The sequence below is a fragment of the Candidatus Pelagibacter bacterium nBUS_44 genome (assembly GCF_051200895.1).
Taxonomy (GTDB): domain Bacteria; phylum Pseudomonadota; class Alphaproteobacteria; order Pelagibacterales; family Pelagibacteraceae; genus Pelagibacter.
The window spans coordinates 168,868-183,495 of sequence record NZ_CP172838.1 but is presented as its reverse complement, the minus strand read 5'-3'; the positions used below and the strand labels follow the sequence as shown (position 1 = coordinate 183,495).

Annotated in this window: 15 protein-coding genes; 5 read left to right on the top strand and 10 right to left on the bottom strand. The window is 21.5% G+C overall.

From position 1 onward, the window contains the following. Nucleotides 1-23 precede the first annotated feature (23 nt). Nucleotides 24-1,493 carry a PfkB family carbohydrate kinase gene (locus ACIJYB_RS00950; protein WP_435151336.1) on the bottom strand — a complete coding sequence of 490 codons (1,470 nt, stop codon included), beginning with the start codon at nt 1,491-1,493 and terminating at the stop codon, nt 24-26. 70 nt (nt 1,494-1,563) lie between these two features. On the opposite strand from ACIJYB_RS00950, the gene ACIJYB_RS00945 reads away from it, so the two are divergent. Next, nucleotides 1,564-2,559 carry a GDP-mannose 4,6-dehydratase gene (locus tag ACIJYB_RS00945; RefSeq protein WP_435151335.1) on the top strand — a complete coding sequence of 332 codons (996 nt, stop codon included), beginning with the start codon at nt 1,564-1,566 and terminating at the stop codon, nt 2,557-2,559. A gap of 395 nt (nt 2,560-2,954) precedes the next feature. On the opposite strand, the gene ACIJYB_RS00940 is transcribed toward ACIJYB_RS00945, so the two are convergent. Together ACIJYB_RS00940 and ACIJYB_RS00935 are read right to left on the bottom strand one after the other, a co-directional pair. After that, complete coding sequence (locus ACIJYB_RS00940; RefSeq protein WP_435151333.1) at nt 2,955-3,149, bottom strand: hypothetical protein; 195 nt, start codon at nt 3,147-3,149, stop codon at nt 2,955-2,957. Between the two features lie 205 nt (nt 3,150-3,354). Further along, a complete protein-coding gene (locus tag ACIJYB_RS00935; protein ID WP_435151331.1) occupies nt 3,355-4,092 on the bottom strand; it encodes a glycosyltransferase in 738 nt (245 codons plus the stop codon). A 60-nt stretch (nt 4,093-4,152) separates the two neighbouring features. On the opposite strand from ACIJYB_RS00935, the gene ACIJYB_RS00930 reads away from it, so the two are divergent. From ACIJYB_RS00930 to ACIJYB_RS00915, 4 genes are read left to right on the top strand one after another with little or no spacing between them, the layout of a single operon-like run. Beyond that, entirely contained in the window at nt 4,153-5,304 is a 1,152-nt protein-coding gene (locus ACIJYB_RS00930) for a DegT/DnrJ/EryC1/StrS family aminotransferase (RefSeq protein ID WP_435151329.1), read from the top strand. Beyond that, a complete protein-coding gene (locus ACIJYB_RS00925; protein WP_435151327.1) occupies nt 5,294-6,418 on the top strand; it encodes a DegT/DnrJ/EryC1/StrS family aminotransferase in 1,125 nt (374 codons plus the stop codon). The genes ACIJYB_RS00930 and ACIJYB_RS00925 overlap by 11 nt, the downstream gene beginning before the upstream one ends. Beyond that, nucleotides 6,415-7,344, top strand: a complete 930-nt coding sequence (locus ACIJYB_RS00920) for a lysylphosphatidylglycerol synthase transmembrane domain-containing protein (RefSeq protein WP_435151325.1) — start codon at nt 6,415-6,417, stop codon at nt 7,342-7,344. Before ACIJYB_RS00925 ends, ACIJYB_RS00920 begins: the two co-directional genes overlap by 4 nt. Further along, nucleotides 7,341-8,300, top strand: a complete 960-nt coding sequence (locus tag ACIJYB_RS00915; RefSeq protein ID WP_435151323.1) for an NAD-dependent epimerase/dehydratase family protein — start codon at nt 7,341-7,343, stop codon at nt 8,298-8,300. The genes ACIJYB_RS00920 and ACIJYB_RS00915 overlap by 4 nt, the downstream gene beginning before the upstream one ends. Here ACIJYB_RS00915 and ACIJYB_RS00910 read toward each other — a convergent pair. Genes ACIJYB_RS00910 through ACIJYB_RS00880 form a run of 7 tightly spaced genes read right to left on the bottom strand, consistent with a single transcriptional unit; the run spans nt 8,293 to nt 14,628 of the window. Continuing rightward, complete coding sequence (locus ACIJYB_RS00910) at nt 8,293-8,853, bottom strand: SIS domain-containing protein (RefSeq protein ID WP_435151322.1); 561 nt, start codon at nt 8,851-8,853, stop codon at nt 8,293-8,295. The genes ACIJYB_RS00915 and ACIJYB_RS00910 overlap by 8 nt on opposite strands. Continuing rightward, nucleotides 8,850-9,200 carry a phosphoheptose isomerase gene (locus tag ACIJYB_RS00905; RefSeq protein WP_435151321.1) on the bottom strand — a complete coding sequence of 117 codons (351 nt, stop codon included), beginning with the start codon at nt 9,198-9,200 and terminating at the stop codon, nt 8,850-8,852. Before ACIJYB_RS00905 ends, ACIJYB_RS00910 begins: the two co-directional genes overlap by 4 nt. Nucleotides 9,201-9,204: 4 nt before the next feature. Then, nucleotides 9,205-11,040 (bottom strand): polysaccharide biosynthesis protein, encoded by a 1,836-nt coding sequence (locus ACIJYB_RS00900; protein WP_435151319.1) that lies wholly within the window; start codon nt 11,038-11,040, stop codon nt 9,205-9,207. Nucleotides 11,041-11,098: 58 nt separating this feature from the next. Beyond that, complete coding sequence (locus tag ACIJYB_RS00895; RefSeq protein WP_435151318.1) at nt 11,099-11,605, bottom strand: sugar transferase; 507 nt, start codon at nt 11,603-11,605, stop codon at nt 11,099-11,101. Beyond that, nucleotides 11,602-12,603 (bottom strand): MraY family glycosyltransferase, encoded by a 1,002-nt coding sequence (locus ACIJYB_RS00890; RefSeq protein WP_435151316.1) that lies wholly within the window; start codon nt 12,601-12,603, stop codon nt 11,602-11,604. The genes ACIJYB_RS00895 and ACIJYB_RS00890 overlap by 4 nt, the downstream gene beginning before the upstream one ends. After that, nucleotides 12,596-13,879: an O-antigen ligase family protein gene (locus ACIJYB_RS00885; RefSeq protein ID WP_435151314.1), complete on the bottom strand. Its 1,284-nt coding sequence runs from the start codon at nt 13,877-13,879 to the stop codon at nt 12,596-12,598. Before ACIJYB_RS00885 ends, ACIJYB_RS00890 begins: the two co-directional genes overlap by 8 nt. Continuing rightward, nucleotides 13,876-14,628, bottom strand: coding sequence for a glycosyltransferase family 2 protein (locus ACIJYB_RS00880; protein ID WP_435151312.1), 753 nt, complete (start codon nt 14,626-14,628; stop codon nt 13,876-13,878). The genes ACIJYB_RS00885 and ACIJYB_RS00880 overlap by 4 nt, the downstream gene beginning before the upstream one ends.

Below are 14,628 nucleotides of genomic sequence, written 5' to 3'. Positions count from 1 at the left end.
TACCAAATTTCATTAATAACAAACTATTTTACTACAGTTTGAATTAATTGAAACAAACTGTTTTTATCTATTTTATTTTTGTTGCCTGGATAGTTGGCATGCATCCCAGCAGCTATATGAGATAAAAGGCCTAGTTCCTTAATATTAAAAACGCCTAGTGAATTAAAAAATATAAATGCAGAAAAGAAAATATCTCCACATCCAGTGGTATCAAAAGTATTTTTAAACACGGTAGGAATAAAATAAACTTTATTTTTTGAAACAATATAACAACCCTTAATTCCCATTGTTATAATAAACATTTTAAATCTCCCAATAATTTTTTTATTTTTTTTTATTAGAGATAAAACTGTATCTGTTTTGTTTTTTACACATAATCTAAATTCTACTTCATCCACTGAAGCTATTTTTCCATTGGCGTATTTTGTGATAAGATTAAATCCATAATTTGATGAATTAGTTTGACAATTTACATTAATCTTCTTTGGGAATTTTTTAACAAAATTAATGATATCTTCGAACACATAACCATACCCATAATCAAAAATAACTACCTCGTCATATCCTTTAATTATTTTTTTTAGTTTGTTTAGATAAATATTTTTATTTTCTTCTGATAATCTATATTTTTCGCTATAATTAATTTGAAATAATTTAGTTTTTGAGTATTCATCAACAAATCTTATCTTTTGAATAATTTTTTCAGATTTAGAGAAAACTTTTTTTAATCCAATTTCTTGGTTTAAATATTTTTTATAAACCTTACTATTATTTTTATTATCAAAAACTAATAAGTCAGTATAATCAAAAAATTCTTTTATAAAATTTGCTGCTAATAAAGAACCTCCTCCAAAATCTTCATTTTTTATAAAATTTGTTGATACTACATTACTTTTTTGAGATTTTCCTAAAACTTTTACATTGCAATGAATATCAATTATTGGCTCACCAATTATTAATATTTTTTTTAATGAACTTTTAAATATTATATTTTTTATTTTTTCTAATAAATTAACCTTATCTATTTTTTTCAGAAAAGATAAAACTTCATTATCTAAATAATTAAAATTCTCATTAAGAATTTTACTTGAAGATTTTAGCTTAGTATCAATAATCAAAAATCTTCCGGAGTTTTTTTTAATTGCATCAATTTCTAACTTTAAATTTTTATTTGGGTTCTTTAAAAGGCCACTATAGTCTTTTCCTTTAAAGTAAACATCAGGCTTATAACTATTTATTATATCTACTGCTGTAGATTTTTTGCTAATAATGACCTCATCAATAAACTTAATTGACCTAAGCATTTTAATTCTTTCATTAATTGTAAACGCTGGTCTGTTGATACCCTTGTTTACATATTTATCGATAGTTACTGAAACTATAAGTTTATCACAGATAGATTTTGCTCTTTTGAAATATTCAATATGCCCAATATGTAAAATATCAAATACTCCATGAGCAAGTCCTAACTTATATTTTTTATTTTTTATCATTCAGATTAAATAAATTTTAAATTTAACTAGTATTAATGTATAAAACATAATTGTTATTATCAAAATAAAAATGAAAAAAATTCTAATTTTAGGTGCTTCAAGTTTTAGTGGATCAAGTTTTGCAAATTTTATGCTTGATAAAAATTTTTATGTGATAGCTACATATAGACAAAAAAAAAATTCCCTTTACCAACCCCATCTGCAAAACAGAAATAAAAAAAACTTAAAAAATATTCAGGTAGATTTAAATAAAAATATCAATTATTTACTAAAAATGATTAAAATACATAAACCAAGTGTAATAGTCGATTTTGCATCTTTGTGTATGGTGAATGAAAGTTGGAAAAATCCTGATGTTTATTTTAAATCAAATTTAGAAAAAAAATCAATATTAATTAAAGAATTAACAAATAAAAAATTTTTAAAAAAATATATCTACATCTCAACCCCAGAAATATTTGGCTCAAACAGCAATTCTATAAAAGAAAACTACAACATTTTTAATCCTTCGACACCATATGCAGTTTCAAAATTATCATTTGAGCTACTTCTTAAATCATATGGAAAATTATTTAATTTACCATTTATAATTTGCAGATTTTCAAATTTTTATGGGATTTCACAACCTAACTATAGATTAATTCCTAAAGTTGTTCTTAGTATTTTAAAAAGAAAAAAGTTTCCACTACAGGGAAGTGGTCTCAGTAAGAGAAATTTTATTGAAAGTTTTGATTTTTCTAATGGAATATATAAGGCTCTGATGAAAGGCAAAATTAAATCTACATATCACTTTTCAACAAATAAATTTTACACAATAAAAGATGTAATTAAAAAAATATGTAAAATTAATAATTATAAATATGAGGATTTAGTAAAAACAAATAAAGAAAGAACTGGGAAAGATAAAATTTATATCCTTAACTGTAAAAAAACAATCAAAGAATTAAATTGGCGACCTAAAATAAATTTTGAAAAATCATTAAGAAATATTATTTCCTACTATCAAAAAAATTTAAAGATTTTGTCAAAATTAGATACGAAATATAAAGATAAAAATTTAATTTAATGTTTTTTTTAAAAATTTAACTAAATAAAAGATGAATTGAAATAATTCTTTTTTCATAAAACTAGTATCATTTAATTCCAATCTATTTTTTCTATCATTAAACAAATTCTTCTCAGAAAGAATTTTTTTTCCATGATATAAATCATTTAAAATTTTAATTCTTATCGAGCTATATCTTACAGTATAAAAATTGATGAAAATATACAGGATGGATATCAAAAAAATTGAGTATTCAATTAATTCAAAAATATTTCTTGATAAATTAAAAATTATGAAATAATTCAAAATTATAAAAAATACAATTTTTTTTATTGAATTTATTTTTAAAAAATTAATAAATATCATAGAAACGATATTGAATATTAGAAAATTAATCATTTTCTCTAAAAAAAATATTACTTAATAAAGTCGATATCTTTAATAAGTTTAAACCTTTTTTTGTTATTTTTTTTTTTATTAATAAGTTTATCTTTGATCATCAAATTAACTCTATGTTTTACAAAACCTTTTTTTAAAAAATTATTTAGATTTTTTTTTTCTAAATAATACAAAGATGGACTTTCATTAAAAACCAAAGTTAAAAATATCATATAACTTATTAAAATAGTCAGATTAAAAACTAAATAATTCAAAAAATTTATAGAAAAAATATAATTAGAATTTAATAAAAAAAAATAATAAAAAATAGGCTCAATGAGATAAGATGCCAATTTTTTTTAATCTTCAAAATTTTGAATACAAAAATTTGAGAAAAAAATAAAATCAAAAAATTAATAAAAGTATAATATAGCATTATTATAGATTAATTTTTTTTGCTTTATGCCTATATTTTTTTTTATTAAAAATATTTATATCTATTAAGTTTTTAATAAATTGAAATATTACTTCAATTAAATTTTTAAATGAAACTGTTCTATCTATTTTCGATTCATTTTTAAAAATCATTGGAACTTCTGTATATTTTATTTTTGACTTTAACATCTTAATATTAACCTCTGGCCAAAAACTCATCCTTTTAGAGTTAATTTTAATCTTTTTTAAAATTTTACATTTATATATGCATGGTGACTGAATATAATTGACCCGAACATTAAAAAAATAACCATAAAGCATTCTAAATAACATTGTGAGTGCATATCTATTTCTTGAATAAATTTCCATATTGGATTTATAAAACATAACAAAATCAACATTATTTTTTAAATATTTTGTATAATCTATAAGAGGCACATCATTATCAGATGGAATAGGCATAATATAATTAGTTTTGCAAATCTTAAGTGCTGATATAAATGAATGACCTACACCCCTATTTTTCTTATTACTAATTAATGAAATATTTTTTCTATTTTTATGTTTTTTTATAAATTTTTTGAGTAATTCAAACGTTTTGTCCGTGCTACCATCATTTACTAATATAAACTCATTTCTTTTATTCTTCTCAGCGGAAATAAAGGTAGATAAATTTGGTAAAAAAATTTTTAAATTTTTTCTTATTTCTTCATTGTAAAATGGTATAAAAAACGTAATCATAAAAAAATTAGTTATACACTATTAATATTATATTAAACATTAACTATTTTAAAAATTCAAATGACCAAAAATTATAATTATCTTCCAGATCAATATAAAAAGAATAAATTAAAAATTAATCATAATTACTTATCTGAACAATTTAGTGACTACAAACAAATATTAGAAAAAATAACAAAAGTAATCAAATCTAATGATTTCACTTTAGGTAGAGAAGTTGATATTTTTGAAAAAAACATAAAAAAACTTATTAATGCAAAAAATGTCCTTGCGGTTGGAAGCGGCACTGATGCGATTTTTTTAAGTCTAAAATGTTTAGGTATAAAAGATGGTGATGAAGTTATTACAACGCCTTTTACATTTTATGCTACTATAGGAGCAATAGTAACAGCTGGGGCAAAACCTGTATTTGCTGACATAAATTATGATTATAATATTGATCCAAAAGAAATTGAAAAAAAAATAACAAAAAAAACTAAAGCTATATTGCCTGTTCATTGGGCAGGAAAGATTTGTGACATGAAAAAAATTACAGAAATTTCAAAAAAATATTCTATACCAATAGTAGAAGATGCATGTCATGCAATATTAGCAAAAAAAAATAATAAATTTGCTGGAAATTTTGGAAACATGGGTTGTTTTAGTTTACATCCTCTAAAAAATTTAAATGTGTGGGGTGATGGGGGATATATTGTAGTAAAAAATTTAAGTGATTTTAAAAAACTTTCATTAATGAGGAATCATGGACTAGTAAACAGAAACAAAAATTTATTATTTGGATATAATTCCAGGCTTGATACCATACAAGCTGTTGTTGCAAATCATTTATTAAAAAAATTGAAATTTTTAACCAATAAAAGAATTTCAAATGCAAGATATTTGGATGCAAAACTAAAAAAAATAAAAGATTTAGAGCTTATTAAAAGAGAAAAAAACGATATAGAGGTTTTTCACTTATATTGCTTAAGAATAAAAACAAAGAGAAATAAGATAATTAGAGAACTACAAAAAAAAAATATAGATGTAAAAATTCATTACCCCGTACCAATGCATCTACAGCCTGCAGCAAAAAATATGGGTTATAAAAAAGGGGATTTTCCAATTACAGAAAAAATTGCAAAAGAAACAATATCTTTACCTATACATGAATTCATTACAAAGAAAAATTTAGATAAAATAATTGAAATTTTTAATCGTATATATGAAAAATAAAATTAGTTATCTTAGACTTGACAAGAATTACCATAAAATAAAAAAAAAATTATTTTTTTTTCTTGATAGAATCGGTAATAAAGGTGATTTTATACTTGCAAAAGAAGTAGGTATTTTTGAAAACAAACTAAAAAAATTTTTAAATTCAAAATATGTTGCTTCATGTGCAAATGGAACAGATGCAATTGAAATTTCATTAAAAATTCTAGGTATCAAAAAAAATGATGAAGTAATTACAGTTGCTAACACTTGGATATCAGTGGCAAATTCAATCATAAATATTGGTGCAAAGCCTAAATTTATTGATATCGACGAAAGTTTAAATATGAATATCTTAGATTTTGAAAAGGTTATCTCAAAAAAAACTAAATGTATTATAGTTACTCATCTAAACGGCTTACCATGTAAAATGGCTACAATAATAAAAATTTGTAAAAAATATAATATTAAAATTATCGAAGATTGTTCTCAAGCAATAGGAAGTAAATATAAAGGTTCTTACGTTGGAAACTTTGGAGATATTGCAACATTTAGCCTTCATCCAACAAAAAATTTAGGTGTTTTTGGAGATGGCGGCTTTATTAGTACTAATAATAAACGTTATTATAATAAATTTATCACGATAAGAAATAATGGTTTAATCAATAGAGACAATGCCAAATATATAGGTAGAAACAGTAGGTTAGACGCTATACAGGCAATTGTTGGCTTACTTCAGTTAAAAAATTTAAAAAAATGTATTTCAATTAGAAAGGCAAATGCAAAATTTTACAATAAATCTTTGGCGTCTTTAAAAAATTTTATTAAAACTCCAAATTTTTCTATTGATAAGGACGTGAAACATACATTTCATAGATATGTTATAATATGCTCTGAAAGAAATAAGCTATTTAAATATCTGATTAAAAATAATATTGAAGTTAAGATTCATTATCCTCTTAATATACATGAGCAGATTTCATTTAAGGATTATTATACAAAAAAACTTATTAATACAGACTTGTTAAATAAAAAAATAATTAGTTTACCAATTCACGAAAATTTAACTTTAAGAGATTTAAGAAAGATAATCAAATTGATTAAAAATTTTTATAAAAAAAAAATTTTTTCATGAAGTTTTTTCCTATTATTAAATTCTTAATTTTAATTCTAGCTTTTTACCATTTATTAAATAATGACGACTTAAATTTTAACAAATTATTTAATAATGAATTATTGGAATATTATAATATCTTTATCGCTGTTTTTTTTTTAATTTCAGTTACATATTTTATTGGTGCATTTAGATGGTGGTTAATTTTAAAATCTTTTAATTTTAAAGTTCAATTATATGAGATTGTAAAGATAACCTATATTGGAGCTTTTTTTAATAATGTTTTATTCGGAGCTTATGGGGGCGATCTAGTAAAAGGTTATTATATCTATAAGCTTTCAAAAAATTCATTAAAATCAACTTTAACAATATTATTTGATAGATGTATTGGTTTTTTGGGACTTTTTTTAATAGGCTTTTTTTCTTCCATAATTATTTTTAGGGGGGAATTTCTTCTATTGATTAATATAAAATTAATTTCAATTCTAAGTTTAAGTATTATTATTCTAACTTCCTTGTTTTACATAATTATTCTTAATAAAAAAAAACTTTTTTCAATAAAAATTAATAAATATTTTGATTATTTAAATTTATATTTACGTGAAAATAAAATGAATTTATTTTTTTTTATTTTTCTTTCGTCTGTACTTTTTTCGATTGTTCATTTTAGTGTATACTTAATATCAGATCTTATCCTTTATTTTGAATTAGGAATTAAGAAAATTTTTTTCCTTAATTTTTTTACTACACTGGTAAATGCTATTCCTATTACACCTGGTGGTTTGGGTATTGGAGAAATAACTTTCGTGAATATAAATAAATTTATTTTTATTAATGAATCTAGCATAAATAATATTGCAAATGTAATTATTCTATACAGAATAATTAATTTGGTTGTTTGTTTACCAGGAGCAGTTATATATATTTTTCAAAAAAAAAAATTATGAAAATACTAATTACTGGAGCGTGTGGATATCAAGGATCACTCTTAATACCCAAACTTCTGAAAAAAAATCATGAAATTATTGCTATAGATACTCAATGGTTTGGAAACTATTTAAAAAAACATAAAAACTTGAAAAATATAAAAAAAAATATTTTAGACATAAATAAAATAGATTTAAAAGATGTTGACACAATAATTCATTTAGCTTCAATTGCGAATGACCCAATGGGTGATTTAGTACAAAACATAACCTGGGAATACTCGTGCTTAGGTACAATGAAACTACTTAATCTTGCTATAGAGCAAAATGTTAAAAAAATAATATATGCTTCTTCGTCTTCAGTTTATGGGCTTAAAAAAGAAAAAAAAGTTACCGAAAATTTATCTCTAAAACCTATATCGATATATAACAAAGCAAAAATGATTACCGAAAGAATTATTTTATCATATTCTGACAAAATAGATTTTACAATTATAAGGCCCGCTACAGTATGTGGTGTTTCCCCAAGAATGAGATTTGATGTAAGTGTTAACATGATGACATATCAAGCCTTAAAAAATGGCAAGATGACTGTGTTTGGTGGTAATCAAACTAGGCCAAACATTCACATGGACGATTTATTGGATCTTTATATATTTTTTTTAAAAAAAGGTAAAAAATTTAATGGCATTTTTAATGCTGGTTTTGAAAATTTAAAAATAATAGAAATAGCTAAAAGAGTTCAGAAAATAATTCCATCAAAAATTAATATAATAAAAAATAACATTGATATTAGAGATTACCGAGTAGATTCATCAAAACTGTTATCTCTTGGTTACAAACCTAAAAAAAATATTAACCATGCTATTAATGAAATATTAATCAAATATAAAAAAAATATAAATAATGTTGATAAGAAATCTTTTTCAATTAAATGGTTGAAGCAAAATTATAAAAGGTATTTTAATATCACTTAATTTTATTTTTTGAAAATATATCAACTAAAATTAAAAGCCAATATTGATGGATATTTTCAATTAAATTATAAGATTTTGAGTTAACAACAAAATTTAAGTCACCTAATTTACTCAACTTATTTTTTTTTCCAAAACCTGTAAAGGTAATTAATTTGTTATTCTTATTTTTTAAAAATTTGGCAGCATTAATCATATTTAAAGACTTTCCGCTAGACGAAATTAAAATAATTAAATCTTGAGTATCACAATAAAATTTTAGTGCTTCTTTAACCCAATTTTCATACCCATAATCATTAGAAAAACATGTCAAAAGGTTGCTTTCATTAAAATTAACACATCTAACATTTCCATTTTTTGTCATATCTACACTAAAATGACTTGCTATAGAGGCACTTCCACCATTGCCAAAAATAATAATTTTTTTTTTATTTTTTTTTACCATCAAAGTAAATTTAAAAAACTTGTAAAATTTTTTTTTAAGATCCTCATTCATCTTTAAATGCGATATATAATCTTTATTATATTTTTCTAAAAACAAATCAAATTTTTTCATAGTAATTTTTTCTTTAATTTTTTAGACCAATTTTTATCATAAAAAAAACTTTTATCATCAATATAAATGTCAAAACTTGGTTTTCCAAAAATCAACTTATCATAATTTACTTGCCATTTTTTTAATTGATGTAAAGTAATTTTAGCTGCTTGTTTTTTTGCTTTTGAAATATTATCATTATTTCTACCCATAAATCTTGCTGTAAAAATTTTGATATAAAAATTTTTTTTATATAAATCATTTACAACTTTTATATTTTTTTTAATTGGTATACTTTTTTTATAGTTTTTACTCTTTGTTTTACATAGCACATTGTCTAAGTCAAAGCAGATGATTTTTTTTTTCATTTTTTTATTTTACTAAAGTAAGTATTTTTTTTAAAAAAAATTTATTATTTAAAAATTTGTTAATTTTGATTAAATCTGTTTCTAAATTTTTTATATCTATTTTTTCATCGCATTGCATTATTCTACTGTGAGAAGTAGATTTTAAATTTTTTCCTAATGCTATTTCTTCAGAAATTTTTTCACCTTTCTTCAAACCAATTATTTTTATTTCAACATCACCATTTATGTTTTTTTTATTTTTAACTGTATTTCCACTTAATCTGATAATTCTTTTTGCTATTTCATAAATGTTTATTTGTTGACCCATATTTAGTGCATAAATCTTTACACCTTTTTTATTTAGAAATGATGAATTTATAACTAGTTTCACCGCCTCTGAAATGGACATAAAATATCTTTGGGCTTTTTTATTAGTTACTGTTAAAGGTTCCCCTTTTGATATTTGATTGAGAAATATTGGTATTACTGAGCCACTTGACCCTATCACATTTCCAAACCGCACAATTGTAAAGTTAACTATATCTCCTAATTTATTTTTTTTGTAATAATACTCTATTAATCTTTCTCCATATTTTTTTGAAAAACCCAAAATACTTTTTGGATTTACTGCCTTATCAGAACTAATAAAAGTAAAATTTTTAATTCTTTTTTGTATTGCAAATTTTATAATATTTTTTGTTCCAAAAATATTATTTTTAATCATTGAATATGGATTTTCTTCTCCAAAAAAAACATGTTTATAAGCTGCTGCATGAAAAACTTCATCTAAATTTTTATTTTTGAATTTGCTATCTAAAAATTCAATATCTCCGCAATCACCAAGAACTGGAATAATTTTACCTATGTTTTTGATTTTATGATCCTTCAAACTTGATAAAAGATTAAATAAATTTATTTCTGAATTATCTAAAGCATATATTCGTTTTGGAGAATGTTTTGCAATTTCTTTAGTTAACTCTGAACCAATTGAACCACCAGCTCCCGTTATCAATATACTTTTACTTTTAATTTTTTTAATTAAAACTTTTTTATCAACTATAATTTTTTCTCTATCAATTATATCATAGAAATTAGGTTTTATTTTTAGAGATTTTTTTATTAAATTTCTATGACCTTCTTTTATATTCGCTAAATTTTTTATTCTTATATTTTGATTTTCTAATTTTTTAAAAAGACTTACTCTTTCATTTTTTTTAAAACTTTTTGTGCCAATAATTATTTCGTTAATATTTAATGTTTTAATTATTTTGTACAAATCTCGAATTTTATAAATTTTTACACCATTAATTTCTCTCTTCTTATATTCACCACTAATATCTAAAAAACATTTTACATTTCCATAATCATTTGACTGTCTAATATTATTAAAAAGATTAACAGTTTGATCATTAATTCCAATTATGAGAATATTATTTATTAAATTATTTTTTATATTATTTGAATTGATTAAAAAACTTATTATTACTCTAATTAAAATTACAAATATTCCAATAAAAATTGGGGCAATAAATGAAACAGATCGAGGAAAGTAAATATTTTTGTAAACTAAAAAGTTAATCAATATTAAAACTATCTGAAAATAAATTATTGATTTAATAATATTTTTTATAGAGTGATAATCAAAATATCTAATTAATATTTGATAAACATTATTTACATAAAATGTTAAAAAAAATATTACAAAAAAAATTATATATACAATTATTTCTATTTTCCAAAATGGATAAAATTTTTCTAGTCTTAAGGTATAAGCTAGACTAACTGATAATATAACAATTATAAAGTCTACTAAAAAAAGTATTATTTTTTTTTTAAAATTTGAAATATTATAATTTATCAATGTGAAATATCCTTATTATAAAAAACTATTATTATAGTTTTGAGCAAAATTTTTATATCTAAGAAAATACTATATTGTGAATAATATAACTTATCAAAATATATTTTTTTTTTTCAGAAATTGAGTCTCTTCCATTAATTTGTGCCAAACCTGTAATTCCTGGCTTTATGTTGTTGATTTTAAAATGAGCTCTTTTTTTAATTATAAATTTTTGAGTTTTTAATGCTGGTCTTGGGCCTACAATAGACATTTTTCCGCTCAGAACGTTGAATAACTGAGGTAATTCATCTAAACTTGATTTTCTTAAAAAAGTTCCAATTTTTGTAATTTTTTTATCAACATTTTTAATTTTTTTTGTTTCTTCTATTTTGGTTCCTTCAAACATTGTTCTGAATTTAAACATATTAAATTCTTTGCCATACTGACCAACTCTTAAAGATTTGAATAAAATTGGACCACTAGAGTCTATTTTAATCAATATCGAAATTAATAAAAAAAAAGGAACAAACAAAATTAAGAGAATTGAAGAAAATAAAATATCAAAAACTCTTTTATGAAAAATCATTTTTTTGAAAATCTAAATATCAAAAGATTATACAGTATTAAAAATAAAATGATTATGATTAAATTGTTATTAAATAAACCATAAAAAAATATTTGAGAAATAATAATACCTTGTAACAAAATTAAAGTTTTAAAATATCCAATTTTATTAATTAATAAATGATGAATATGTCTATTATCAGCTCTAAAAGGGTTAAATCCATTTGAAAGTCTCTCTAAAAATAATCTAAACATATCAATTCCAGGTAACATCATAATGATAAATATTTCATCACAAGTAAATGTAGATTCTAAATTGTAGGATTTAATAAAAAAAAATGAGATAACAAAACCAAGAATTTGAGCACCACTATCACCAAGATAAGTTTTATTTTTTGAATTTAAATAAATAAAAAATATGAGCGATATAATAAATACCAAACTTAAATTCGAAAAAACATTTTTATAAAAAAAAATTATAAATATAATTAAGCAATATATTGAACATTGAAGATTGATACCATCAAACATATTAATCGCATTTAAAAAAAGTAAAATACATAACAAGGTAAAAAATAATGAAAATTTTTTAAGTTCTATTGGGGCATCTAGAAATGAAAAAGATAATTCTCTTATAATAAGATTTTCGTCAATTATTAAAACTATAAAAATAATTATTGAATTAGAAATTAGTTTGGTATTAGCTGAAATATTGTGTTTGTCGTCAAGCAATCCAATTATAAAACACAACGATAAGCCAAAAAAGAAAGAGAAATACTCTCTAGAATTTGAAAAGTAAATTTCTGAATATAAATTTAAATTACTGGAAATATTTAAAATATAAAAAATAAGTAAATTATATATTAATATCAAACCCCCATACAATGCTATTGGTTTTTTTTGAAACTTTCTAATTTTATCAGGCTGATCAAAAAGGTTTATATTTTTTTCTAGAAAATTAAAAAAAAATATTATTGGAAAATTGATTAATATTGAGCTTATAATTATATAATTAGACATTGTATTTTTTATATTTAATTAAATATATTAAAAATCCTAGAGGATAATAAATTATTATTGATAACCAATTATTAAAAAAGTTTCCTGAAGGCAAAAATGGAAAAAAGGTTATAAAAAACACTGATAATATACAAATTGCTTCATCACTTAGCTTTTGTTTTCTAAATTTTATTTGATGAAATAAATTTATGCTAAATTCCTTTAAAATATAAAAAAATATAAAGAATAAGGCAATTGTTCCCGTTAATCCTGTCTCGGATAAAAATTGTGCATAAAAATTGTGTGGGTGTGTTGTGCATGCATTAACATCAATTAATTCTTTAGTAATATTTTTTTCTTTTGAGCAATAAAACCTAAACATTTTAGCACCATGTCCAAAAATGGGTTTTTCTTTGAACATATTTAAAGCAATTTTATAGTGACCTTCGTAAGTTTTGCTAAATAAAACTAATCTTTCACTACCTTCATATACACCTAGCTGATTAAGTGTTGATGAAATTATTCTATTTTTTAATGTTTCATTAAAATATATTAAACTTCCACCAATAAGCAGACTTAGTAAAATTGGAAATATAATCAATTTTCTTAAATTAATTGAAGAGAATAATAAAAATAATGTGAATAAAAAAAATAAAGCAATTGAAGTTCTTTCACCACTTAAAATCACAACAATAAATGAAATTATTAAATAAAAAAATATTAATACTGACTTATATTTTTTAATTAACTTATTTTGAGAATTTACTATTAAAAAAATTAAGATCGGTACAAATCTTGAAATATAGCTACCTAAAACTTCATCTTTTCCAAAAAAACTAGTAATTCTAAAATTATGAGGATTATCATAAACAAAACCAATTAGATTTTTTGAAAAAATAAATTGGTACGTAGCATCTAAAAATAGAATAAGAAAAATTAATAAAAAAATTTTAAGGAGATGCTCTAAAATATTTTTATTATAAGAAATTAGTAAAAAAATAACAATTCCAAATAAAAAAAACCTAAAATAAAGAGAGGCACTTTTTATTGATGAAAAGTTAAAAGTAAAAAAAGAATTAATTGTTAAGATTAACCAAAATACAACAAATGCATAAAAAAATTTATTTTTAAAAATGGAAAAATCTTTCTTTAAAAATAAAACTATAAAAGAGCTAAATATGATTAATACTAAAAATAAATCAGGAATGAAAGGACCACTAATCAAGGCAATTGGTATTAAGCAAAATAGAATAGTAGAGAACTTTATTAGGTGATTTTGGAAATTTATATTATTCATTTTAAAAAATACTGAATTACTTTTAAGGGAAATCTCAAAAAAATTACAAATAAATTATTTTTAATATTATTTATTTTAAATGAGTTTAAAATTTCAATAGAAGATTTATTATGATTTAAAAAAGATTTAGTACTTTTTCCTCCAAATCTCATAAAAACATAATTTTGATTTATTTTTCTATATTTAATTTTATTGATAAAAATTGTCCTTAAAAAAAAATCAAAATCACCAGCAATTTTAAATTTTGTATTATATGTACCAAATTTTGAATATACCTCTTTTTTAAAAAAAGATGAAGGATGTGGAGGTGAATAGCCCAAATAGATCATCCAATTATAAAAATTAGATTTATAATTTCTTATTATTTTTTTTTTATTATTTATTCCTTTAAAAATTAAAGTATTTCCTATTACGCATTTATAATTTTGATCATTTTCAAAAACATTTTCAACATCTGATAAAACATTATTTGAATAATAAATATCATCTGAATTTAAAATTGAGATTATCTCACCCGATGCAACTTTAATTCCTTTATTGATTGCATCATAAATCCCATTATCTTTTTCTGAGATTATTTTATTAAAATATTTTTTGTAATTATTGACAATATTTAAAGTATTATCAGTTGATCCTCCGTCAACAAGAATATACTCATAATCTTTACAAGATTGGGATATTACAGACCGAATAGTTTCTTCAATAGTTTTTTCTGAGTTATAGCTTACTGTTACAATTGAAAATTTCAT